Annotated in this window: 20 protein-coding genes; 2 read left to right on the forward strand and 18 right to left on the reverse strand. The window is 46.3% G+C overall.

The features are described from left to right. Positions 1 to 38 precede the first annotated feature (38 nt). The 5 genes from HXT56_RS03295 to HXT56_RS03315 form a co-directional block, all read right to left on the reverse strand. Positions 39 to 2,288 (reverse strand): hypothetical protein, encoded by a 2,250-nt coding sequence (locus HXT56_RS03295; protein ID WP_421778444.1) that lies wholly within the window; start codon positions 2,286 to 2,288, stop codon positions 39 to 41. A 354-nt stretch (positions 2,289 to 2,642) separates the two neighbouring features. After that, positions 2,643 to 3,482 (reverse strand): HAD-IIB family hydrolase, encoded by an 840-nt coding sequence (locus HXT56_RS03300; protein ID WP_421778445.1) that lies wholly within the window; start codon positions 3,480 to 3,482, stop codon positions 2,643 to 2,645. A gap of 63 nt (positions 3,483 to 3,545) precedes the next feature. After that, on the reverse strand, positions 3,546 to 3,794 hold the full coding sequence (gene secG, locus HXT56_RS03305) for a preprotein translocase subunit SecG (protein ID WP_116711835.1): 249 nt from the start codon (positions 3,792 to 3,794) through the stop codon (positions 3,546 to 3,548). Between the two features lie 52 nt (positions 3,795 to 3,846). Then, on the reverse strand, positions 3,847 to 4,644 hold the full coding sequence (gene tpiA / locus HXT56_RS03310; protein WP_421778446.1) for a triose-phosphate isomerase: 798 nt from the start codon (positions 4,642 to 4,644) through the stop codon (positions 3,847 to 3,849). Between the two features lie 203 nt (positions 4,645 to 4,847). Then, complete coding sequence (locus HXT56_RS03315; protein WP_116711837.1) at positions 4,848 to 6,053, reverse strand: phosphoglycerate kinase; 1,206 nt, start codon at positions 6,051 to 6,053, stop codon at positions 4,848 to 4,850. 328 nt (positions 6,054 to 6,381) lie between these two features. Between HXT56_RS03315 and HXT56_RS03320 the strand changes: the two genes are divergently transcribed. Then, on the forward strand, positions 6,382 to 6,693 hold the full coding sequence (locus HXT56_RS03320) for a hypothetical protein (protein ID WP_421778447.1): 312 nt from the start codon (positions 6,382 to 6,384) through the stop codon (positions 6,691 to 6,693). A 674-nt stretch (positions 6,694 to 7,367) separates the two neighbouring features. Here HXT56_RS03320 and whiA read toward each other — a convergent pair. The 12 genes from whiA to efp form a co-directional block, all read right to left on the reverse strand. Next, entirely contained in the window at positions 7,368 to 8,315 is a 948-nt protein-coding gene (gene whiA / locus HXT56_RS03325; protein ID WP_116711839.1) for a DNA-binding protein WhiA, read from the reverse strand. Between the two features lie 318 nt (positions 8,316 to 8,633). Further along, positions 8,634 to 9,509, reverse strand: a complete 876-nt coding sequence (gene rapZ / locus HXT56_RS03330; protein WP_250309526.1) for an RNase adapter RapZ — start codon at positions 9,507 to 9,509, stop codon at positions 8,634 to 8,636. Between the two features lie 92 nt (positions 9,510 to 9,601). Beyond that, complete coding sequence (locus tag HXT56_RS03335; protein WP_421778448.1) at positions 9,602 to 10,798, reverse strand: shikimate dehydrogenase family protein; 1,197 nt, start codon at positions 10,796 to 10,798, stop codon at positions 9,602 to 9,604. A gap of 9 nt (positions 10,799 to 10,807) precedes the next feature. Continuing rightward, complete coding sequence (locus HXT56_RS03340; protein WP_421778449.1) at positions 10,808 to 13,288, reverse strand: primosomal protein N'; 2,481 nt, start codon at positions 13,286 to 13,288, stop codon at positions 10,808 to 10,810. Positions 13,289 to 13,458: 170 nt separating this feature from the next. Beyond that, entirely contained in the window at positions 13,459 to 14,682 is a 1,224-nt protein-coding gene (gene metK, locus HXT56_RS03345) for a methionine adenosyltransferase (protein ID WP_421778450.1), read from the reverse strand. A gap of 256 nt (positions 14,683 to 14,938) precedes the next feature. Further along, positions 14,939 to 15,223, reverse strand: coding sequence for a DNA-directed RNA polymerase subunit omega (rpoZ, locus tag HXT56_RS03350; protein WP_116711844.1), 285 nt, complete (start codon positions 15,221 to 15,223; stop codon positions 14,939 to 14,941). A 79-nt stretch (positions 15,224 to 15,302) separates the two neighbouring features. After that, a complete protein-coding gene (gmk, locus tag HXT56_RS03355; RefSeq protein ID WP_116711845.1) occupies positions 15,303 to 15,911 on the reverse strand; it encodes a guanylate kinase in 609 nt (202 codons plus the stop codon). Between the two features lie 17 nt (positions 15,912 to 15,928). Then, on the reverse strand, positions 15,929 to 16,840 hold the full coding sequence (gene pyrF / locus HXT56_RS03360; RefSeq protein ID WP_250309496.1) for an orotidine-5'-phosphate decarboxylase: 912 nt from the start codon (positions 16,838 to 16,840) through the stop codon (positions 15,929 to 15,931). Between the two features lie 3 nt (positions 16,841 to 16,843). Next, positions 16,844 to 20,230: a carbamoyl-phosphate synthase large subunit gene (gene carB, locus HXT56_RS03365; RefSeq protein ID WP_421778451.1), complete on the reverse strand. Its 3,387-nt coding sequence runs from the start codon at positions 20,228 to 20,230 to the stop codon at positions 16,844 to 16,846. A 51-nt stretch (positions 20,231 to 20,281) separates the two neighbouring features. Beyond that, positions 20,282 to 21,493, reverse strand: a complete 1,212-nt coding sequence (gene carA / locus HXT56_RS03370) for a glutamine-hydrolyzing carbamoyl-phosphate synthase small subunit (RefSeq protein ID WP_421778452.1) — start codon at positions 21,491 to 21,493, stop codon at positions 20,282 to 20,284. Between the two features lie 544 nt (positions 21,494 to 22,037). After that, complete coding sequence (gene nusB, locus HXT56_RS03375; RefSeq protein ID WP_421778453.1) at positions 22,038 to 22,580, reverse strand: transcription antitermination factor NusB; 543 nt, start codon at positions 22,578 to 22,580, stop codon at positions 22,038 to 22,040. Between the two features lie 144 nt (positions 22,581 to 22,724). Beyond that, positions 22,725 to 23,288, reverse strand: a complete 564-nt coding sequence (efp, locus tag HXT56_RS03380; RefSeq protein ID WP_116711852.1) for an elongation factor P — start codon at positions 23,286 to 23,288, stop codon at positions 22,725 to 22,727. A gap of 129 nt (positions 23,289 to 23,417) precedes the next feature. On the opposite strand from efp, the gene HXT56_RS03385 reads away from it, so the two are divergent. Further along, positions 23,418 to 23,807 carry a YccF domain-containing protein gene (locus HXT56_RS03385; RefSeq protein WP_421778454.1) on the forward strand — a complete coding sequence of 130 codons (390 nt, stop codon included), beginning with the start codon at positions 23,418 to 23,420 and terminating at the stop codon, positions 23,805 to 23,807. On the opposite strand, the gene pyrE is transcribed toward HXT56_RS03385, so the two are convergent. Beyond that, positions 23,783 to 24,475: an orotate phosphoribosyltransferase gene (gene pyrE, locus HXT56_RS03390; protein WP_421778456.1), complete on the reverse strand. Its 693-nt coding sequence runs from the start codon at positions 24,473 to 24,475 to the stop codon at positions 23,783 to 23,785. The two genes, HXT56_RS03385 and pyrE, sit on opposite strands and share 25 nt — an antisense overlap. Between the last annotated feature and the right edge of the window lie 64 nt (positions 24,476 to 24,539).

Raw genomic sequence — 24,539 nt, forward strand, 5'->3', positions numbered from 1 at the left:
TCCAACCGAATCCTTCCCACTTTTCTATAGATTTAGTATTAGTCACTCAACGCATCAGCATTAGTAGATTCGCTAGATTCGCTAGAGTCGCTAGAGTCACCTAGATTGCCCAGATCATCCACGTCACCTAAGTCACCAAGGTCACCCAGATCTCCTAAGTCTCCTAAGTCTCCCAAGTCTCCTAAGTCTCCCAAGTCTCCCAAGTCACCCAAGTCACCCAAGTCACCCAGATCACCCAAATCACCCAAGTCTCCCAAGTCGCCGAGATCTCCCAAGTCACCCAAGTCTCCAAGGTCACCAAGGTCTCCAAGGTCACCAAGGTCTCCAAGGTCACCGAGATCACCCAAGTCACCAAGATTATCTAAATCGACATTTTCATTATTCCCGTCGCCGTTTTCTGTACCATTCCCGTCGCCGTTTTCAGAAGTTTGATCGTCATGGACAAAATCAACTCTGAACATTTTGTCGCCACGCTGTAACATCTCCTGAGCAAACTCATAGTATAAATTCTGCTCATTCAAAGATTCCTTGGCTTCTTTTTCTTTATCACGAGAGTAGAATGTTGCTAAATCCTTTATACTGACATCTTTCGGTAACATCGACTCAATATTGGCATACCGATAATGACTATACAGATCGCGCAATTTGTCGTTTTCAGCTTCATATTCCTTAATAACCTGAGCAAGAGTCTTCCCCTCGCTCATTGAATCACGAACATGCTGCAACTTATCCATAATGCTTATATGATCTTTAGAATCCTGAATATCCTTTTCAAGGGAAGCTATTTCCTTGTCGTTATCATACTTTTCTTTTGCCTCATTTAAACGTTTCTCTGCCGCATTAAACTCTTTATCAAAACCAGAGTGGTAATATGGGCCACCATATACCTTACTAAGAATTTCCTTAACTTTGTTTTGCGCATCATGGTAATCCTTATAAAGCTGATTGTCTTTAAGTTTATTCTCAAGAATTACGCAATTCTTACGTTCAGTATGCAAAACCTCTTTAATATCCGCACCACTAGATAGCAAGTCACCAATAAATTCCCTTAAATCGTAGTCATGCCTTACTTCTTTAAGATTTCTCTCAATAGTATCGGCTACATCGTATTCGCTCATAGGCAGTTCTTCATATTTAACAGAGTTGCCCTTACTCATATCTCTAATATAACTATTGTAATAATCGTGATATTGCTTATTCCAGGTATTGAGTTCCTTAGAAATTGCGTTGAAACTCTTACCTTTCTTCAACTCTTCCTTTATCTTATTTTTAGTCGCAATATCAATAAACTTGCATTTTACTAGATATTTTTCAGATAAAATATCTTGCTGCATAGCATTAACCAAAGCACGATCCGGAAGATCTAAAATTTCAGGAAGCGTATATTTTTCAAGAGATTTTAATTGCAACTCAAATAATTTGCTTCGTAAGCGCAAAGCATCTGGCGAATTCTTCTTAGCAGAGTCATCACCCAATTTTCCAATTTGATCTTTAAGTCTAAATATGGCATTCTCTTCCTCTTTTGGAACCAAAAAGGCTCCATCATCTTTAAGGAAGTCCGAAATTCGCGAGAAGCGCTTCGCTAAAGTATCAATACGGTTTGCAGATTCAGTTTCCGTTTTCAGGGCATCAACATTTTTCATATCATCGGTATAAATAGGTTCGGAAACATCAGCACCATACTGCAATCCGTATCTTACAGCAGTATACAAGAATCGTAACGAAGCAACGGATGATGGGAGATTATTATTGTTAATAATAGACCAATATTCATTCATAAGATTATCGCGAGCGCTCTCAAGCTCTTCAATCTTTGCCTCGTCTAAACTATTTTTTGACACCTCAAAAATTTTTCTCAAATCGCCAACACGCTTCTGAAATTCCGATGCTTCATTACGAGCATTAGGATACGCATTAAGCATTCTCTCGCGCAATTGAAGGAAGTATTTTGAATGGTGCTCATTTGGCAAGTTAGTATCGTCATCTAAAGTTTCTTTGGAAAATCCATAGGTCGACCTAAAAGCTTGGTCTATGGAACTCCATTTAGTTACATCATATTGGCTCTTACCTAAAGACTTTTCAGCAGTGTTCTTAACCCATTCGCTATAAGAAGCCGCATCGTTAGCATCATTAGTATTACTGGAATTATTAGTATTATTAGTATTATTTGATGAACCAGCTTCTTCTGCTACGGCAACTGTTACCATAGGAGTAGCAAATGCAGCACTACCGAATAATGTGGCAACTGTTATTACAGAAGCTAAAGCTTTCTTATTGTACTTAGTCATATCACAACCTTCTAAACTCTTGTAAAATTGACCGTTCAAGAATACCACAAATAAGGATTCGAAACCACACTTTTTACTGGCTCACTTCGACTTAATCACACTTTTTACGGACCTGCTTCTACTTAATATTTCCTTTATAGAAACCTAACTGCGCCAGTAACGAAAAAATGACAATATGCGTTACTAACGCAGCGCGACGACCTGCCTGAGCGCATAGAGCGTAGCGCGCGAAGGCAACTCGGAGCGGAAACTCGCTTAAGTTGGAAGTCCGGGGGACTTCCAACGCGAGTTTCGTAAGCGAGCGCGTCGCAATCCGCGCGAGCGCCAACTGCGCCAGTAACGAAAAAAGGCGGGTTATTCGCAATCTAGCAAAAGGTTTGAATTAAGCCAGTTAGCAACGCCGTCGTCGTTGTTAGAAGCGCAAACTTCGTCCGCAATCGCAAGCAAACGCTGGTTACTATTCGCCACCGCTACCCCATAACCGCCGGCACGGAACATATCAATATCAATAATATCGTCGCCAAAAACAACCGTGCGGCTCGCCTTCACGCCCAAGCGATCGCAAATAACGTTCAGCGCATGCCCCTTGTTTGCAAGAGGATTCGTAAGCATCCACAACACATCTTCGCTAATATGCAAGGAAAAATCGTCCGGAAGAATACGCTGAAGCTGCTCCTTCTCGCCATCTCGCGGAACAATAATAATCTTATCTGCAATGCCACTTGGAACATTAGAAAAATCGGTAATAATAAAATCCTGCTCGTTCCAAAGCATACGAACGTCGAAATTAGTATAACGAACGTCGTTCATAACGATACCAATGCGAAGCGTAGGAATCTCACTCAGCAAACGCAAGCAGACATCACTCGCATGCTCAGAATCAAATCCAAAACGCGTAAGAGTATCAATACTGCGCTGCGAAGTAAGCTCACTAACGGTGCTGTGCGCGCAATTAAAATCAATAAGCGCTCCGTTGAGATACGCACAAACTTGAGCTTTTAAATCGTGAATAAAATCGAAAGCACTACCAACAGGGCGAGCTGTAATAATCGCAAGCGGAATACCCTTATTGCGCAAACGCTCAGCAGCCCGCACAGTTTCGCAACTTAAGTAGCGTCCTTCAAAAGTTTCCGAATCGTGAAGCATAGTGCCGTCGAGATCAGCAATTACTAAAGAAGGAGAAAAACGAAGCATAGGAAACACCTACATAAATAAAAAAGCGCGCAATCTTTACGACCATGCGCTTTTAAAAAACACTTAGATGAGCGAGAACTTAGTCATTAAGTTCAAAATCACAACTACTGCAACCCAAATCAGTGCAATAATAACTGTCCAACGATTTAAGTTCTTTTCCGCAACACCAGAGCTACCAGCATTCTTCGTTAAACCGCCGCCGAACATGTCGGAAAGGCCGCCGCCCTTGCCCTTGTGCATCAAAATTAACAGCGTGAGCAAAATGCTAGTAAGCACAAGCAACACCTGCAAAAAAATCTTTACAGCGGACACAAACAACCTCCTGTTTCGGTGTACTTCGTTTAGTCTAATAAGAACCGTTGACCTATAGACGCGCTTGAGCTGCGGTGAGTCGCACAATATTCGACAGCTCTTCCGCATCCAAAGAAGCTCCCCCAACCAAAAATCCGTCAACGTCCGGTTCCGCAATAAGACTTGACGCATTAGCGGACGTTACCGATCCGCCGTAAAGAATACGCACAGCATCGGCAACCTCGCTGCCAAAAGTCGCACGCAAATCTTTGCGAATAGCAGAAGCCGCTTCCTGCGCCGACTGAGCAGTAGCAACCATGCCTGTCCCAATCGCCCATACTGGCTCGTAAGCAATAATCAAGCGTTTAGCCTGCTCAGCATCCAGATCGCGCGTTACATCGTGAACCTGGCCAACCGCAAAATCAAGCTCAATACCCTGCTTACGCTCCTCAAAACTCTCTCCAACGCACAAAATTGGAGTCATTCCGGCCGCAAGAACCGCACGCACTTGATCTACAATATTCGCGTCGTCTTCCGGATGATACTTGCGGCGCTCAGAATGACCAACGATAACCATTGAACAACCAAGGCTGGCGAGCATATCCGCCGAAACATCCCCAGTAAAAGCGCCTTGTGCAGTAACAGAAACCGCCTGCGCTCCATACAATATTGGAAGATGGTCAGATTCAACAAGAACTTGCACGCTGCGGATAGAAGTAAAAGAAGGCATAAGAGCCACTTCGCAATCGCGATAATCGTAGTGCACGTCACGCAACAGCCACGCAAATTTTTGTATAAAATGTGTAGCTTCGCGGTGATTGAAATTCATTTTCCAATTGCCAGCAACCAAGTAAGTGCGACGAGAACTCATGCAAATCCTTCTTAGAAATAATCACATAACTACATTGCACAATGCCGGTTCAACCGAGAAATCAATAAATACTGAAACAATAAACAATGAAACAATAAATACTGAAATCCCTGTTGAGCCGGCACAATATTCACAACGTAAAATTTAAGCGAAGGTTTTATCGCTTTAAATAATTACTTTATAAATAATTACTTTATAAATAATTACTCAAGCACGCTCAAGCCTGGAAGGGTCTTGCCTTCCAAGAACTCGAGGGAAGCGCCACCACCAGTGGAGATGTGCGAGAAGCCATCTTCCGCAAATCCAAGGTTACGTACTGCGGAAGCGGAATCGCCGCCGCCAACAATAGTAAAGGTGCCGTTCTTAGTGGCGTCAACTAAGCCCTGAGCCACAGCGCGAGTGCCGGCTGCAAACTCTGGAACCTCGAACACACCCATTGGGCCGTTCCACACGACGGTCTTGGAATCAACAATCTTGTCGTGGAAAAGCTTCTGGGAATCAGGACCAATATCCAAGCCCATCTTGTCGGCAGGAATAGCGTCAGCTGGAACTACTTCTGGAGCAACCGGAGTATCTCCCGCTGGGAAGCCGGCGTTCACAACAATATCGGTTGGAAGCACAAGCTCCACGCCGTTTGCTTTAGCGGTTTCAATGTAGCCCTTAACCTTCTCAAGCTGATCTTCCTCAAGCAAGGAAGTACCAACTTCGTGACCCAAAGCCTTAAGGAAGGTGAACACCATGCCGCCACCAATAACAAGACGATCAGCCTTAGCAAGCAAGTTTTCAATAACACCGAGCTTGTCAGAAACCTTAGAACCACCAAGCACAACAGTCAGAGGACGCTCTGGATTTTCGGTCGCGCGAGAAAGTGCCTTCACTTCCTTCTCAACAAGCAAGCCCGCAGCTGCTGGAAGGTCAGCAGCAACATCGTAGTTAGAACCCTGGGCGCGGTGAACAACACCGAAACCGTCGGAAACGAATACTTCACCAAGAGCGGCAATCTTCTTAGCGTAAGCTGCGCGCTCGGAAGCATCCTTGCTGGTTTCTTCAGCGTTGAAGCGCACGTTTTCAAGCAGAACAACGTCACCATTGTTCATGGCAGCAACCTTAGCCTGAGCATCCTCACCGTAGGTATCTGCAGCCAAGGAAACTTTCACACCAAGAAGCTCACCTAAACGCTCCGCCACTGGAGCCAATGAAAGCTCTGGAACAACCTGACCCTTTGGACGACCAAGGTGAGCCATCAAAATCACCTTCGCACCCTGCTCACGCAAAGCCTTAATGGTTGGTAAAGCAGCTCGAATACGACCGTCATCGGTAATCGTCGTACCCTTGAGAGGAACGTTAAAATCAGCGCGAACCAACACGCGCTTGCCACTCAAATCTCCCAAATCTTTCAGTGTCTTCATTGGTATCCTTTCCAAATCGTATTGGCTTACCATTCTGGCTTAATTTGTTCAAAAAGACGTAGAATCAGCCTCAAATATTAAACAATGCCGTGCGCAATTATACCGCATATCTTCAACAATCCACCACCACGCACCAACCACCCGCAGCTACAAACGCCGGAGAAAAAACTCCCGCAAATGTTTCTATAGCTTTGCAGTTGTGCTCTGTGTGACAGTTGCTTTACGTGCACGTATAGGAAATGTCGAAATCTGACGAAATATTGACATTTGTTTTACAGTCACGTAAAGAAATTGTCGGAATCTCGCAGAAAAGTGATTATTACTTTACATGAATGTAAAGGAAAAAACGAAATCCGGCCCAAAAACGACAATTCCTTTACAACTATGTAAAGAAACCGTCGGAACAATCTCCGGCAAATGTTCCATAATTACGCAAATTCAGCAACAAATGCCGGAAAATCTCCCGCAAATGTTCCATAAAACGGCTAATACAGCTACAAACGCCGGAGTTTTTCCAGCAAATGTTCCAAAAAATGGCCAGCGCAGCTACAAAAGCCGGAGTTTTTCCGGCAAATGTTCCAAAAAACCACCAAAACAGCAACATTTACCGGAGAAAAAACTCCCGCAAATGTTTCTATAGCTTTGCAGTATCGCTGCTGCACACGCTGAGTATTTATTGCCTAGAAGCCACTAGCATTCATGCTGCCGCACACGCTGAGTACTTATTGATTAGAGAACACTAGCATTAGTGCTCTGCAGACACCACACCAGACTTTCCTACCACTCCACAAAACACTAGCGGTTTTATCAGTAGTGAGGGGTGGGTGTTGCTTGGTCGAGCAAATATTCGTGTGGTGAGATTTGAGATTTTTCGCGCTGAGCGAAGACGGACGTCAGAGCCGTAGGCTACTGACAAGTCGAGCGAAGAAGAAAAATCGAAAAATCTCTGCGATAAAACGAGGTTATTAACGATTAGCACGCAGAGTTTGGGGGATTTCTCTACGAGCACTAAAAGAGGACTGAGCGAACGCAACACAACATAAACAAGGTTTTACTACAGTAAAAATATTTCACATGAGTGCGGAGCGAAGGACGGGACGTGCGAGGAGAGAAATCCCCCAAAACTCGCGCCACACCAAACAAGAACTTGCGCAAACACAAATTTTCCAGCCTCGTAAAAACCAAAAAACTAAATCAGTTACAAAACTCATAGACGATACGCAAGAATCACGAAAACAAAAAGCGCGAGAAGCGAAAATCGCGCTCGCGCCAATTAAGAAAAATCAACTCCGCAATAAACGCTCAAAAACAGCACTAAAGCTGCTGCATACGCGACTTCTCAACCTTCGCCGAAAGCTGCAAAAGCCTGCGGATTCGTCCTGCGATAGCATCCTTTGTGATAGGAGGATCGGCTAAATGTCCGAGTTCTTCCAAGCTGGCATCGCTATGTTCCAAACGGAGCCTACCAGCCATCAAAAGATTATCTGGAATATCGTCCCCTAGGATTTCAAACGCATGGCGAACTTTTTCGCAAGCTTCTGCCGCAGCCTTGGCACTACGACGCATGTTTGCATCGTCAAAGTTGGCGAGACGATTGGCTTTTCCGCGAGCTTCCCCGTCTGAACGCTTGCCAGTCCATTCGCGGGCTGAACGAGGAGCACCGATCAGATTTAGCATGCGCTCGATGGCGTCAGAATCGCGTAAGGTCACGCGTTCGGAGCTACGAACCTGACGAGCTTTGGCGCTAATTCCTAAGCGCGCAGCCATGGTTTGTAAAGCATTTGCAGCCTCATGCGTTGGGCATACAACTTCTAAGTAACTTGCTTTTCCAGGATCAGAAATAGCACCGTGCGCCAGGAACGCACCACGCCAAGCTGCCTTAATTTGAGCAATACTGCCGCTAATAATCTCTGGAGCCAAGCCTGCAACAATGCGCATTCGGCGGTCGAGTAAGCCGGATTGCAGAGCCAACGCTGCTGCCCCACGTTCAACCACTACGTCGTAGCGAATCACAGTACCGGTAGGAGTTTGGCGCGTAACTTGGGAAATAACCGCTTCCCTTTGGAAATGCGTCTTCAATACTTCAACAAGCCACTGTGCGGCACGCTGAGAATCAAACTGAGCGCGAATAATAGCCTGGTTGTTCACCGGCCTTAAACCGCCTGCAAAACGCATCATCGCTGCCGCTTGAGCCATAATGACAGTCGGGAGCTCATTGTTGTTGGAAACGAGTTCATTTTTGACGTCGTCAAGAAGAGCCAAGGGACAACCTCCTACTTTTGTTCTTCTTAAAATATGCGTGCTGTGAATACTTGCATGATGCTTTGGCACACGACATGCCCGGCTTTCTGTGATACAGAATACGTTGGACATTTTAGTGATTTTTTGCACACGTTTGCACGTATTTACAGCACAAAACTTTTGAATTTGCTTGGAATTACTTCATTCTATTTAATTTTGCATATTTTTGTCCAATTTACGAACTTTGTTTAGCTCAATTTTGTTTAGCTCAATTTTGTTTAGCTCAACTTTGTTTAGCTTTGCTAAGTCCGATACTACTGAACTTTATTTTGCTTTTATTTACGATCTCCGCTGAAGTTCGCGAGCGGATACTGTAACTTGCAAGCCGTGCAATCTCAAACGTCGCGCAAGTTCAATACTTACCGCTACCGAACGATGCTGACCTCCTGTACAACCCACGGCAATAGTCACGTAATGCTTGTCTTCCTTAGCAAAACCGTCGATAGCGGTGAGTAGCGCCTTTTCGTAAGCGTCCAAAAAAGCAACCGCTGCAGGATTGGAAAGTACGTAGTCGCTCACTGCTTGATCTTTACCGGTAAGTTCCCGCAAAGAAGGTACCCAGAACGGATTAGGCAAAAATCGCATATCAATTACAAAATCAGCGTCCATTGGCATGCCGTATTTAAAGCCGAAGCTGAAAATGTGCACGGATACTGTTGAGGAACCTTTGCCAAGTAGCCCTTCATAAAGCTTTGTGGAAAGCTGGTGAATGCTCAGTGTTGAAGTGTCGATAATAATATCCGCGCAGTCTTTTAAGTGCCCGAGTAATTCGCGCTCTTCTTGAATGCCGTCAATCAGCCTGCCGCCGCGCTGCAGAGGGTGAGGCCTGCGCACGGATTCGTACCGCTTAATGAGCACGGAGTCTGAAGCGTCTAGGAACAAAATGCGCGTTTTTACGCCAAGCTCGTCAATATGCGCAAGAACCGCAAACAGGTCGTCAAAATACCCGCGCGAGCGCACGTCAATAACTGCGGCGAGTTTATGCACTTTTGAGCCGGATGAGGTCATCATATCCACTAGCGGTATGAGCAGTTTCGGCGGAAGATTGTCGATAACATACCATCCCATATCTTCCAAAGCGTTGGCTGCGTGCGAGCGCCCGGCACCGCTCATGCCGGTAATCAGCATAACTTCAAAACTGTCGGTTAATTGCATACTAATTTGCGTATCACGTTGCGTACCAGGCTGAGCTTCACGTTGAACCTCATCTTGCGTATTATCTTGCACATCATATTGCTTACTAGCGCTCATAATGCCTCCTGTAAGGCTTTTCGCATGCAATTACTTAAATATTCACAGTCTCTAGGATTATCGTAATCTGCGGCCTTGTCAGAATCATTCTCAAAAATATTTTCCGAGCTTACTTCCGAGCTTACTTCCGATTTTTCTTCCGAATTTCTGTACTCAAACGTCATAAGCTTTACTTGCGCTAAGGCTTGGTACAGAAGCATTTCTTCGCCGCCAATTCCTAATCCGTATTGCCTGAAAGCACTAAGCAGCATGCTTGGGCGAGGATCATACACTACATCAAGCAGCGTTCCCAATTTTTTTACGCGCCTGTTTTGACAGTATGCTTTGAGCGCTAACGCTATGCCGTCCGCGACGTGCGCTGGAACGGTGCTTATTACAATATCTGCTTCTGCGATTGCGCGAATTGCGTCTAAGGAACTTAAGGATTTCAAAATGAGAGATTCGTCACATTCCGATAATTTTTCCGCGCCTAATTTTTCCGCGCTATAGTCGGCAAATTTTTTAAGCGCTTCTTCACTAAGCGTTGGGAATTCAATACCTCGCACTGATTCGTATTTTGAATCAGCTTCCCTACTTTCAGCTTCCCCGTTTTCTAAGCACGGCTCTATGCTTCTGCTATTTGGAGAATCCGCGCAGTACGCGCGCAAAAGATTATTAAAACGTTCAACGCCTTTTACGCTACCGGCATTTTCAGTTCTTGCAATAACTTGCACCTGCTCAAGTTTCGAAGCTTGCGCAATTTCTATCAGCGCCGCCATTGCAGAGGATGCCGTGTTGCCGCTGCCAATAATAACGGCCTTTTTTACTTGGCATATGCTCTCGTGCAAGGATCGAATAAAAGCTGTAATTATGCCACTTACGTCTGTGTTGCACAGTTCAATTTGCGAAGGCAAAGCTGTTGCAGGATTGCTTGTAAAAATCGCAGTATTTGCTACGTTAAGTGCTTTAGACCAGTAATCGCAAGGTGTGCCGAGTTTCATTACGGTTTTTTTAAGCGGCATTGTAAGGCTTAAGCCTTTCCAAGAATCGTCAAGATTGGCTATGAAATCGGCTAGCTCAGTTTCGCTTACTTTTTTCTTGCTATATTGCCAATTCGTAAGTCCTAAAGCTTTATAAGCTGCGTTGTGCAATACGGGAGACAACGAATGGTCAATAGGATCTCCTAATACCGCGCAATTATATATTTTTGGCATAATCCCTCCTCAGTACGCTAATAAATCTTTTGGATCAATACAAAAACGCAATTCTCCAGCAGCACGCGTTGCTACGTGATGCGCTACTTCGCGCTGTAAACGGAGCACTAATTCTTGTCTGAAAGATAACGGCACCCTTACGACTGCTTTTACTCTGTCGTCAAAATTTTCAAAATGCTGGAAGTGGTCAGTAACAGGTGGGTGCATGGGGACGATTCCCAGCAACGGCGGAATAGTTTGTTCAACGTTATGTTCTTGGGAGGATTCGTTTGCTTCGTCCGTTTTCGTTACTTCGTCCGTTTCCGCTAATACGTCCATTTTCATAGTGAGCATTGGCAAATTTTTATTGGAACATATAATTTGATTAGCGTTCTGATTTTCGCTTTGGTTGCTACAACTATCGTCGTCTAGCTGCACCATAGCACCAATATCGCGCAACGCTTGCATTACTGCGTCTCGAGAACCCCATACGCATGCAGCCGACACTGCAGGAGGCAATACTGTCTGTTTGCGTTCTAAAAGTTCGTTGCGTGAAAGTTGCGTCGTATCCCACAAAGTAAGTGCACTTGCAAGATTTTGGTAAGTTTCTCCAATTAACAGAACGCTTCCTCCCCTGCTTCTAGGCGCACACAAGGAGGCAGCTTTCATCCAGGCGGTTAACGTATCAACTCTTGCGTCTAAACCAGTTGCATATAAACTCACCCAAGTATCAAGTATTGCAACTACACGGTATTCACCGCACTTTCCTTCTTCACGCGCACGCACGCGCGGTTCAGCCCCGGTCGTTGCAACAACAATAATTGGCTGCTCGTTTATGCACTCAACTATGCCGTGCGGCTGATGCGGTGAGGAAAGTACTAGCGGTACGTTTCGAAATAGTTTTGTTAATTCTTCCGCAGTACCAGCAGCACCAACACGTATGGCACGCATAGTGTGGGAGCCGCAATGGGAACAGGACCACGAAACTGAGCTAGCGCCACACCATAAGCAACGCGCCGACGATTTTCCGCTACTTATATCGAGCGGACCAGTGCAACGTTTACAACGAGCTTGCGTATTACAGGAAGCGCATACTGCAGATTGAGTTACGCCATCTTGCGGAATGGAAAACAATACAGGGCAACCTTCACTGAGCGCATCATTAATAGCACGCACAGCAGTGTGCGGTATGCGCGCGCCTATGCTTTGATCAGCTAGAGCCGACAAAGTTGCACGATTGAGCCAGCGCACCCACGGAACCAACGTTTCGCGTGCCGCCTGCAAAGGAGCCACCGGAATACTTGCGCCGCTGACTAATTGCGCGACCTCAGTATTTGACGCGTAGCAATCTACTTCACTTTGGCTTAACGCACTCCTGGAATATGCCATTGCCACAAAAATGCCGCCGTGCCGCTGAGCGCGAAGTCTCATAACGCCACGAGCCTGTGCATAAGGCATCATGCCGTCAGCATACTGGTATGCAGTATCCTCAACGATTGCAAAAAGCGCATCACCTTCAACCGGAGCATACATGGCTGCACGCGTACCGAGCACACATGGCACTATTCCAGCTGCAACCGCACGCCAGGAGCGGTAACGGTCAGCAGGAGCGTCAGCTGCAGAAAGACGGGCGACGTCACCGTCAAAACCGCCGGCTGAAAAGCCAGGGTGATTGTCAGCCACGCGCTTATACGGCTGTAGACCATACTCCATAAGCGCGCGCATAACGTCGTTCACTTCCCTTAACGTTGGCAACACTGCCACAGCCTGCCTGCCCGCACTTATAGCAGTAACAATCATCCACGCTAAGTCTTGAGCCAGCCTTTGAGAGCCGGGTAACGCGTCAACCACAAACGATTGAGCAACATTATGATTATCGTCGGCAGCGTCGTAACTATCGTCGGCAGCATCGTACGCAACTGGCCTATTCAAAGCTGAGTACAACATATCAGCATTCGAGTATGAGTTAAGCATGCGAGCTGTAGTAGCGTATGACGATTGCGCATTGTTATTTTCAAGCAGGCGCTGCTTAAGTTTTCGACACCAATCTTTTCGCCGCTGCAATCGTATATTGTCAAACACAGTTTCATGTTCGACGCGCGCTACACGCTGAGGGACGGCAAGACGAAGAATATTAGCGCTTGTGCCGCCGTAGGCTGCTGCTATAGCGTCAATATCGTCGCGTAAAGACTTAGAAAGCAGCACATCCGACGGCAATACACGTTCTATAAATCTCAAAGCAGAAGCGGGGGTATCAGTGTGAGAGGAACGAGACCAAATCACGCCAATAAGCTTTTGCGCCCCAAACCGCACGCGCACAAACGCACCCGGCTGAGCGGACTCGTCTTGATCTTGCGCAATAAGATAATCGAAAGTCCGTCCTAAATGCGCAGCTTGAACGTCAAGAATCACCCGCGCTATGGCATGCTTCTTAGCAGGTATGCGCTCAGCGACAGTACGTTTACGCCGCGTTTTGCGCGCCAATCCGTCTAACGAAGGTTGTTCTGCCATGAAAATCCTTTGAGCTCTGCTTGAATTACCTCACACAACTACTATTGAGTTTACTGCAAAAACCTATCGCTATAAACAATCTCGTTTACCTGTGATTAATTGCGATTAATTACGATTAATTGCGTTACTTAATTGCAATTACTTAATTGCGATTACCTACTTGCAATTACCTACTTGCAATTACTTACGGCAGCACGCAACTGATCTACGCGATTCGTCTCTTCCCAAGGGAATTCCACATCAGTACGACCAAAATGACCATAAGCTGCCGTAGAAGCATATATTGGACGCAGCAAATCAAGCTCGTCAATAATCGCAGCAGGACGCAAATCAAACACTTCGCGCACAGCACGCGCAATATCCGCGCGAGTAATGCCATCAGCCTCAGTGCCAAACGTTTCCACGTTCACACTCACAGGATCCGCAATACCAATGGCATACGCAACCTGCACTTCTGCCTTATGCGCAAGACCAGCAGCAACAATATTCTTCGCAACCCAGCGAGCAGCGTACGCTGCGGAACGATCAACCTTACTAGGATCTTTTCCAGAAAAAGCACCGCCACCATGGTGAGCAGCACCACCATACGTATCAACAATAATTTTTCGACCAGTTAACCCGGAATCCGCGGCAGGACCACCCAAAATGAAAGAACCAGTAGGATTAACCAGCATACGGTACGAATCGTGCACAACTCGTTCAGCAAGAACCTCATCCAACACAGGATTAACAACATGCTCAACCAACTGAGCCTGCAACCATTCGCGCGAAACTTCTGAATCGTGCTGAGTAGAAATCAACACCGTATCCAAACGCTGAGGCACACCCTTAGAATCGTATTCAATAGTTACCTGCGTTTTACCATCCGGACGAAGATGAGACACCGTACCGTCTTTACGAACTTGCGCAAGCCGCTGAGACAAACGGTGGGCAAGATATATTGGCAATGGCATATACGTATCAGTTTCGTCACTTGCGTAGCCAAACATTACACCTTGATCCCCCGCACCCTGAGCAGCATAATGCTCCTCACGAGAGGCTTCACTTTCGCGAACCGCATCCAAGCGAGCAACACCCTGGTTAATTTCGGCGCTTTGCTCAGTCAACGAAACCATAACACCGCAAGAATCCGCGTCAAGACCAATCGCAGAACTCGTATACCCAACGTTACGAACCACGCGACGCACAATGCCAGGAATGTCGGTATAAACTTCGCCGCGAACCTCACCAAATACCACAAATTGTCCAACGGACGCGCACACTTCTACCGCAACATGCGCATGCTTATCCTGTCGAAGCATGTCATCCAAAATAGCGTCAGCAATCTGATCGCATAATTTGTCAGGATGACCTTCAGTTACAGATTCTGCAGAAATCAACTTACGTTCTTCCACATTCCCCTCCTAACGTTCCCTAACGTTACCTAATATTCCCTAAAGTTACTTAATATTCCTAGGGTTTCCTAAAGTTACTTAATATTCCTAAGGTTTCCTAAGGTTACTTAATATTCCTAAGGTTTCCTAAAGTTTAATAATGTCCAATAATATTCAATAAACTACCGTATAAAGCGAAAAACGCAGTCGCACTCCCTACTTTCACCAGTACAGATTGCGGCTGCGATTAATCGCAATAGAAGATTCAAACAGTAACTTAATTACCTTCGCTTAAATCATCTTCACCAAGCGTTTCTTCAAGCAAACCATCATTAATCTCGCGGAAAGCAATAGACAAAGGCTTCTCTTGATTCCGATACTCAACTAATGGTCCAACATTTTGCAACAAACCTTCATTAAGCTGAGTGAAATAAGCATTAATTTGACGTGCTCGTTTTGCAGCAAATAAGGCAAGCGCATACTTGGAATCCGCATGTTGCATCAAATCATCAATTGGTGGATTCGCAAGACCCGTAGGTGTTGGCTGAGTGCCCAATGCCATAATATTCTCCAAATTCTATGGTGCTACAATAGTTCCAAATTGCCTATTATAGGCTATTGATTGGATATTGCGGCGATACTTATTCCAAATCGTATTCTTTAGCAATAACATGCCACAATTCGTCTGCAGCACGCTCAGCGCTATCGTTCACAATAACAACGTCAAACTCACTAGCTGCAGCAATCTCAACTTTCGCAGTTTCCAAACGCTTAGCCTGCTGCTCAGGAGTCTCCGTACCACGTCCAATAAGACGTTTCTTAAGCTCTTCAAAACTTGGCGGAGCAATGAAAACGTACACGACTTCCAAACCAAGTCGAGCCGCCTCCTGCTTTACTCGACGAGCACCCTGCAAATCAATCTCAAGCAAAGTCGGAATATCTTGCTCAAGATGATCCAAAACAGGCTGCAACAACGTGCCATAATGAGCCATGCCGTGAACTAAAGCCGTCTCCAAAAATTCACCATTACGCCTACGGCGTTCAAACTCTTCTTCATCCAAGAACCAATAGTGAATGCCATTGAACTCGTCAGGACGCGGAGCGCGAGTAGTAGCTGAAACAGACAACCAAATATGAGGATGCTTCTCACGAAGTATCCCTTCCACTGTGCCTTTGCCAGCAGCAGTAGGACCGGTTAATACAATTAAGCGACGCTTTGGTTGCGCGATCCTCTCATTTTCGGTAGTCATTTCTTTTACCCCCTCACTCACGCATGATCGTCAGAGTCAATCAAAGCTTGACGAATATCCCATGCAATACGTTCAGTTGCCGCAGAAAGTTCACCAATATCTGGACCGTGTGAAGCAATAGAACGCGAAACAGTTACCAACACATTACCATGAGTACCGGCAAATACTCTCTTCAAGTCGTTCGCTTCCGCACCCTGCCAACCATATCCTGGCGAAAGAATCGGACCAGTGAAACTAGCAACGTCAATACCGCCACCATTCATCCAGTCACCAATGGTGGCGCCAACAATCAAACCAACGGAACCCATACCCTTAGTTTTATCGTTAAAACTTTGCGCTGTTAAAGCAATTCCATGCGCAACGGTGGTGCCGCGATACATGCCACTTTGACGAATAGCAGTCTGCAAGCTCGCACCCTCCCGGTTAGAAGTAAGGGACGCAATAAAAATACCGCGACCATTATTAAGCGCTTCGTTAATCAAACCGCCCATGGAACGAGCACCATAGTATGGCAACAAAGTAATAGCATCAGTAAGAAGTGGGGAATCTGGCTTAAAATACGCGTCCGCAAGCGCAGAAATAGTAGTGGATAAACCGCCGTGACCGCAGTCAACAATGGTTATAACATCCATTTGGCGAGCGGCATACAGTACACGCTCAAGAGCTGCGAAACCTTTGGAACCGTAGCGCTCGAACATGCTGGACTGGAATTTAACTGCCGCAGCCCTACCATTCATAGCTTGCAACATGCGCATAGAGAACAATTCCGCACCGAGAGCATCCATGTTATATCCCCAGTTCAGCAACATTTTGCGATGAGGATCAATACCAACGCACAGCGGGCCGTACTTGGCCATAGCGTTCTTCAAACGCAGACCAAAATCAGATCGTTGCGCCTGTACTTCCTGGTCACGAATGCTCTCGGTCATGTATCACGCCCGACTTTCTTGTCTTTCAGCCCGTTCAATTGCAAACAGCTGCTGAGCATGCTCTTGAATGCTCATCACCTGATAATCGTTGTTCTTAACAGCTTCAATAGCCATTAAGACTGGTGCGAACTCAGTAATAGTGGTGAATTGTGGAAGATCCGCAGCCACGGCTGCTGCACGAATAGCATAACCATCCGTACGAGACCCTCTCGAATTCGGTGTGTTGAGTACCATATCAATCTTACCATTCTCGATAAGCTCCACAACATTTTTACCGATTCTTTCCCCGCGATGACTTACATCCTTCGCCGTGTCGCCGCGGCTAGAAAGCTTGTCAACAATCACAGAATCAATTCCGTAACGACGAAGCACAGAAGCAGTACCTTCAGTAGCCCAAATCGTAAAACCAAGCTCCACTAAGCGCACTGCAAGAAGCGGCAATTGCCTCTTATCTGCATCACTTACAGACACAAAAACGTTGCCGCTAGTAGGCAAACCGCCCTTGTATGCTGCAAGCTGACTCTTAGCAAAAGCGTGCGGGAAGTCGCGGTCGAAGCCCATAACTTCGCCGGTTGAACGCATCTCTGGGCCGAGCAAAATATCAACCGTGCGACCAACAGGAGTGCGGAAACGCTTGAAAGGCAGCACAGAAGCTTTAATAGCAACCTGCTGGCCTGGATGAATGTCACCACCGTCTCCCTTTGGAAGAAGAAGACCGCGCTTACGCTGCTGGGCGATTGTTTCGCCAGCCATAATTCGAGCAGCCGCTTTAGCAAGAGCAACGCCCGTTGCCTTAGAAGCAAACGGAACAGTACGAGAAGCTCGAGGATTTGCTTCAATTACGTACAAAGTGTTCGCCATAAAAGCGTACTGAACGTTAATAAGACCGCGAACAGAGCATCCGCGAGCAATCGAAAGCGTACCCTCGCGAAGGCGACGAATTTGATCGTCCGAAAGCGTGCTTGGAGGAAGAGTGCAAGCAGCGTCACCAGAGTGCACGCCAGCTTCCTCAACATGCTCCATAATGCCGCCAATATAAAGCTCGTTGCCGTCGTAAAGTGCGTCAACGTCGATTTCAATAGCGTCCTGAAGGAACTTATCAATCAACAGTGGCGAAGGCAAGCGGCCAGAAACAACCGTATCCGCACGAGCTTCATCCAAAGCGCGCTCAACATATTTTGCAAGCTGAGCATCGTCGTACACGATTTCCATACCGCGGCCGCCGAGCACGTAGCTTGGGCGCACAAGAACCGGGTAACCAATTGCGTGAGCAGCATCCTTCGCTTCCTCAAGACTCAAAGCCGTGCCGTAACGAGGGGCGTTCATGCCTTCTTGACGAAGCACCTCACCAAAAAGCTCACGGTTTTCCGCCAAATCAATAGCCTCAGGAGTAGTTCCCAAAATTGGCACACCTGCAGCTTTAAGACGAGCAGCAAGCGAAAGCGGCGTTTGGCCGCCAAGCTGCACAATCACGCCCTTAACCGGACCAAGCTTCTTTTCCGCTTCATAAATTTCAAGCACATCTTCGAAAGTGAGTGGCTCAAAGTAAAGGCGGTCAGACATATCGTAATCTGTGGAAACTGTTTCAGGATTGCAATTCACCATAATGGTGTCGTAATCCTTACCCAATTCCTGCACAGCGTGAACGCAAGTGTAATCAAACTCAATACCCTGGCCGATTCGGTTCGGGCCAGAGCCAAGAATAATCACAGCTTCGCGATCGCGCTTCTTCAACTCACTTTCGTCAGCGTAGCAAGAATAGTAGTACGGAGTTGCCGCATCGAACTCGGCTGCGCAAGTATCAACCGTCTTATAAACAGGGCGCAAACCGTAAGCCCAACGAAGCTCACGAACCATGTTTTCGCCTTCGTCGCCAAGATTACGCAAATGTGCAATTTGCACATCCGAAAGACCAGCAAGCTTAGCACGCTTCAAAACCTTAGGAGTTAAAGTTTCAGCTTCACGAACCGCGAGCGCAGTTTCGTTAATTTGAGCCAGCTGTTCCACAAACCAAGGGTCGATTTTAGTTGCGGCAAAAATCTGCTCAGGCGTTGCCCCACCCCATAGCGCGCGCTGAATTTGCAAGTAGCGGTGCTCCGTTGGCGTGTGCATTTCTTCGAGAAGCTTATTAACTTCTTCCTTGTTTGGGCGCTCGCCATCCCAGTTAAAGCATGCGTGACGCTTGTCGATTGAGCGCATTGCTTTTCCAAGAGATTCCTGGAAGTTTCCAGCCAAAGCCATTGCTTCACCAACCGACTTCATGGAAGTTGTGAGCGTGGTGTCTGCTCCAGGGAACTTTTCGAAAGCGAAACGTGGAATCTTCGTTACAACGTAGTCGATTGTTGGCTCGAAGCTTGCTGGAGTTGAGCGAGTAATATCGTTTTGAATTTCGTCCAAAGTGTAGCCGAGTGCAAGTTTCGTTGCGATTTTTGCAATTGGGAAGCCGGTTGCTTTGGATGCGAGCGCGGAAGAACGAGATACGCGCGGGTTCATTTCGATGACGATGATGCGTCCGGTTTGAGGGTTGATTGCGAACTGAATATTGCAACCACCCGTATCGACGCCGACGCCTCGAATAATCGCAATACCAATATCGCGCATCTTCTGATACTCACGGTCGGTAAGCGTAAAGCAAGGAGCTACGGTAATGGAATCGCCCGTATGCACGCCTACAGGATCCACGTTTTCGATTGGGCAAACAACTACGACGTTATCTTTTGCGTCGCGCATAAGCTCAAGCTCAAACTCCTTCCAGCCTTCAATGCCTTCTTCAATAAGCACTTCGTTTGTTGGAGAATAGTGAATACCAGCCCCCGCAATGCGGTGAAGTTCCTCCTCGTTGTGTGCAATACCAGAACCCAAGCCGCCCATAGTAAAGCTTGGACGTACTACTACCGGGTATCCTAAAGTTTCAACAATTTTGTCTACTTCTTCAATTGAGTGAGCAATAAAGGATTTTGCCGATTCAGCTCCAGCTTTTTCAACGACTTTTTTGAAAAGCTCGCGATCTTCGCCGCGGTCGATTGCTTCCAAAGAAGCGCCAATAAGCTCAACGTTATACTTTTCCAGGATTCCCGCGCGACCCAAATCCATTGCCGCATTAAGCGCAGTTTGTCCACCAAGCGTTGGAAGTAACGCATCCGGACGCTCCTTGGCAATAATGCGCTCCAAAATCGAGGTGTCGATTGGCTCAATATAAGTTGCGTCAGCAAGCTCCGGATCCGTCATAATCGTAGCCGGGTTAGAGTTGACTAAGATTACGCGAATACCTTCTTCGCGAAGAACTCGGCAAGCCTGCGTTCCCGAATAATCAAATTCTGCAGCCTGACCAATAACAATAGGACCGGAACCAATTACCATAACCGACTTAATATCAGTACGTTTTGGCATAGTAAACTTCTCTTTCCGTGAATCTTAAAATCTTACTTGCTTTTTCGAGTATTACTTGCTTTTTCGAGGATTTTCGCGCATTAATTCCACGAAGCGGTCGAATAGGTAGGAGGCGTCGTGCGGGCCTGCTGCAGCTTCCGGATGATACTGCACTGAAAACGCTGGAATATCAAGGCATTGCAAGCCTTCTACAACGTTGTCGTTCAAGTCGATATGCGATACCATTACGCGACCAAAGTGTCCGTTTTCGTAAGGAGATTGAACAGGACCTTCGAGAGGAGCATCCACTGCGAAGCCATGATTATGAGCCGTAACTTCCACTTTGCCGGTTGTAACGTCTTTTACAGGCTGGTTAATACCGCGGTGACCAAACTTTAGTTTGTAAGTACCAAAGCCGAGAGCGCGGCCAAGTAACTGATTTCCGAAGCAGATTCCAAAGAATGGGTAGCCTGCGTCCAAAACTTTGCGCAAAAGTTCGACTTCACGATTGGCTTGGCCAGGATCTCCCGGTCCGTTTGAGAAGAATACGCCGTCAGCATTAAGTGCTTGCAGAGATTCAAAGCTTATTGAGGAGCTTACGACGTGTACGCGGCAGCCGCGCTCTGCCAAACGGTGAGGCGTCATGGATTTAATACCAAAGTCGACTGCTACAACCGTGTAAAGCGGATCTTTTCCTTCAAAATCACCGCAAGGCTCAACCGTGTACGTTTCTTGAGTACTGACTTCATCCGTTAAACGCAAGCCCTGCATTTGCGGAGTCTGCTTAATTTCGTCAACAAACGAAGCGACGGTACGAAAAGCCCCGGTTGACGAATCAACCAGGGCCTTATTAGAAAAAATGCCGGCACGCATAACGCCTACCGAGCGTAAATGACGTACCAGCTTTCGAGTATCAATACCACTAATGCCAACGATACCTTGCTTTTGTAAATCGTCTTCCAAGGAACCTTCAGCTCGCCAATTGCTAACTATTGGGCTTGGCTCCTTAACCACGTAGCCTGCAACCCAAATACGAGCGGATTCTGGATCTTCGTGATTCATTCCCGTATTACCTATGTGTGGGAATGTTTGAACTACGATTTGTTGATCATAACTTGGATCAGTTAATGTTTCTTGATAACCAGTCATGCCCGTGGAGAACACAATCTCAGCGCGCGTAGAACCTTGCGCACCAAAAGGCTTACCAACGTAAACCTGACCATCCTCCAATACCAATACTGCATCATCACTGCCGAATCCGGCGAAGGTGTTGCAATAATCCACCTTGACCCCCTTATGGCTTTAGGATATTCGTGGCAAGTCTACTCAGGTTGGCGGACGGACGACGCGCCGCGCGACGACCTGCTTGAGCGCTGCGATTTAGCGCGCGATTATTCCTTTACGCGACTGTAAAGTTTTAATCGCTTTCTGGCGAGATTTCGACATTTCCTTTACGCGGCTGTAAAGTTTTTGTCGTTTTTTGTCTTGATTTCGATTTTTTCTTTACACTCGCGTAAAGTTTTAATCGCTTTTCCGCAAGATTCTGATTTTTTCTTTACATGCTTGTAAAGTCACTGTCACTTTTTGGCGAGATTTCGTTATTTTCTGTACAACGCTGTAAAGGAATTATCGCTTTTGTGGAACATTTGCGGGAGATTTTTCTCCGGAAAATGTTGTTGTTTCAGTGAATTTTTGGAACATTCTCCGGAGATTTTTCTCCGGGATTTGCGCTGACGACCTGCCGAAGCGCTCCAAACGCGAGAAAACTATCTCACATTTGGAGGGCTTGGTTTAGCGTAATAGCTGCATAGCACAACTGCAAAGCTTATTACTCAGAAGCAGCAGTGTCGTCAGCAACAGCATCGTCGGCAGCAGCAGCGTCAGTAGCCGCGTCGCCAGCGTCTTCTGCAGCAGCGTCTTCCGCAGCAGCGTCTTCAGGAGAGGATTCGCCATTAAACTTTGCTAAGCACGCGTCTTTGTCTGCCACAATAGCGCTTAGCAAGCCGTGAATAAACGCAATAGCGTCATCGTCGCTATACACTTTGGCCAACGCAATTGCTTCATCGATTGCAACCTTGTCTGGAATTTCCTCGTTAAGCAGAATTTCCCAAACTGCAATTCGCAAAATATTGCGGTCAATAACAGCCATTCTTCCGACTTTCCAGCCGGTTGAATAGCGATTCAGCGTCTTATCAATCCTATTGCGTCGCTCACCAACGCCTCGAACAATCTCAATAGCGTATTCTGGAAGCGGCGTTTGAGCACCAGGCTCTTTAACGCGCTCCTCAAGCAAAGAAAGAATATTCTGATTCTTTTCATCCGCCTCATACAGCGTATTCAAAGCCCTTTTACGAGCGGTGGAACGTGCCATAATAACGCCCTTCTGCACAAAGTATTAAAAATTACAATAAATTTAGCATAAAATCGCGCGACCCAGCGACGAATAATCGCCACCGGGTCACACTATAAAAATTATTTAGAAATAAATAGTTAATTTAATTAGATAACTACTTCTTTAGTTTTCACGACCAAGGTAAGAGCCGTCACGAGTGTCGACCTTCACCTTTTCGCCTTCACCCACGAAGAGTGGAACCTGAATCTCAGCACCGGTTTCCACGGTTGCAGGCTTAGTACCAGCATTAGCACGGTTGCCCTGCAAGCCTGGCTCAGTGTGCGTAATAGTCAAAATTACGGAAGCTGGAAGCTCAACGCTCAAAGGAGTGCCGTCATGGAAGCTTACAATGCAGTCGGTGCCTTCAAGCAAATACTTGCTCTGGTCGCCAACCAAAACCTTAGGAATATAAACCTGATCGTAAGTGGTCATATCCATGAAAACGAAGTTGTCGCCATCTTCGTAGGAATACTGTAACGTGCGGTTATCAACGGTCTCGAACTCCATCTTCATGCCGGCGTTAAAAGTCTTGTCGACAATCTTGCCCGAGAGCACGTTCTTAATGGTGGTGCGCACGAAAGCAGGACCCTTGCCTGGCTTCACATGCTGGAACTTAACGACGGTCCAAAGCTGACCGTCAAGGTTCAAAACCGATCCATTCTTAATATCATTGGTAGTCTGTGCCACGAGTTACCCGTTTCTTTCGCTAATATAGCTGCAATTTACGCAGCTAAGAAATAAACCTTGCTTATTATGCCACACAGCATCAACTTATGCACTCATGCACCAATATCAGCGAGATTATATACTCATAGTATGAGACTTTTTGGGAATATTGTGTGGCTGTTATTTGGTGGTCTTCTCCTTGCCGCAAGCTGGTTTTTTATAGGATTGTTACTTTGCATAAGCATTGTTGGCATACCATTTGGCATCCAAGCTTTCAAAATGGCAAGCCTCACGCTAACACCGTTTGGAAAGCGTGTTATCAATAGAGGCGGCGTTAGCACAATTTGGAACTTGCTGTGGATTGTTCTTTTAATTGGGCCAATGCTTGCCTTGGGCTACGTAATTTCGGGATTTATTTGCTGCTGCACAATTGTTGGCATACCATTTGGCATACAAGCTTTCAAAATGGCAAAACTTGCGCTATGGCCGTTTGGTTCCGAAATTGTAGAGGACGTTTACGCACCGTATGTACGCAGGTAATCTGCAGCGCGCGAAGCTAAGTTCTCGTCCATAACAGCAGTTCCGTCACTATTAGTGAGTTTTTGTGCTGCTGCAAAAATTTCGCGCACGTTTGCAATCGGCAAAACTGGGAATCCAAATTCTTGCTCGACTGCTTTTACTGCTGAAAGCTCGCTGTCTTTTGTGCGCTCCATTCTATCTACTGCCAAAATCAAGCCAACAACTTCCACATTTGCTTCCGCTTTAAGCTTCGGCAAAGTTTCACGCACTGCAGTTCCAGCAGTCATAACGTCATCAACAAGTAGCACTTTCATACCGTCTTTTAGCGGCTTTCCAACCATAATTCCGCCGTCGCCGTGATCTTTGCGCTCTTTGCGGTCGAAAGTAAATCCGACTGGCATATTGTAATTATTCGTCAAAGCCATTGCCGTAGAAACTGCCAGCGGAATGCCCTTATAAGCAGGGCCGAAAACAGTGTCGATATTTTTCGGAAGTTTGCCTTCTTCAATTCCTGCAATTACGCGCTGAGCGTAGTATGCGCCCAAGCTAGCGATTTTCATGCCGTCGTCAAAAGCGCCAGCGTTAATAAAATAAGGTGATTTGCGACCAGATTTCAGCGTAAAGTCACCAAATTTAAGCGCACCTGAATCGAGCAAAAACTTAGTAAAACGCTCGTCTAATTCTGCCATAATTAGCTCTCTTTCATAAAATATTTTTTTAAATACTTTCTTAAATACTTTCTAAATACGATTA

Origin of the sequence: Gardnerella nova (assembly GCF_049244055.1) — a bacterium.
Lineage (GTDB): Bacteria > Actinomycetota > Actinomycetes > Actinomycetales > Bifidobacteriaceae > Bifidobacterium > Bifidobacterium vaginale_H.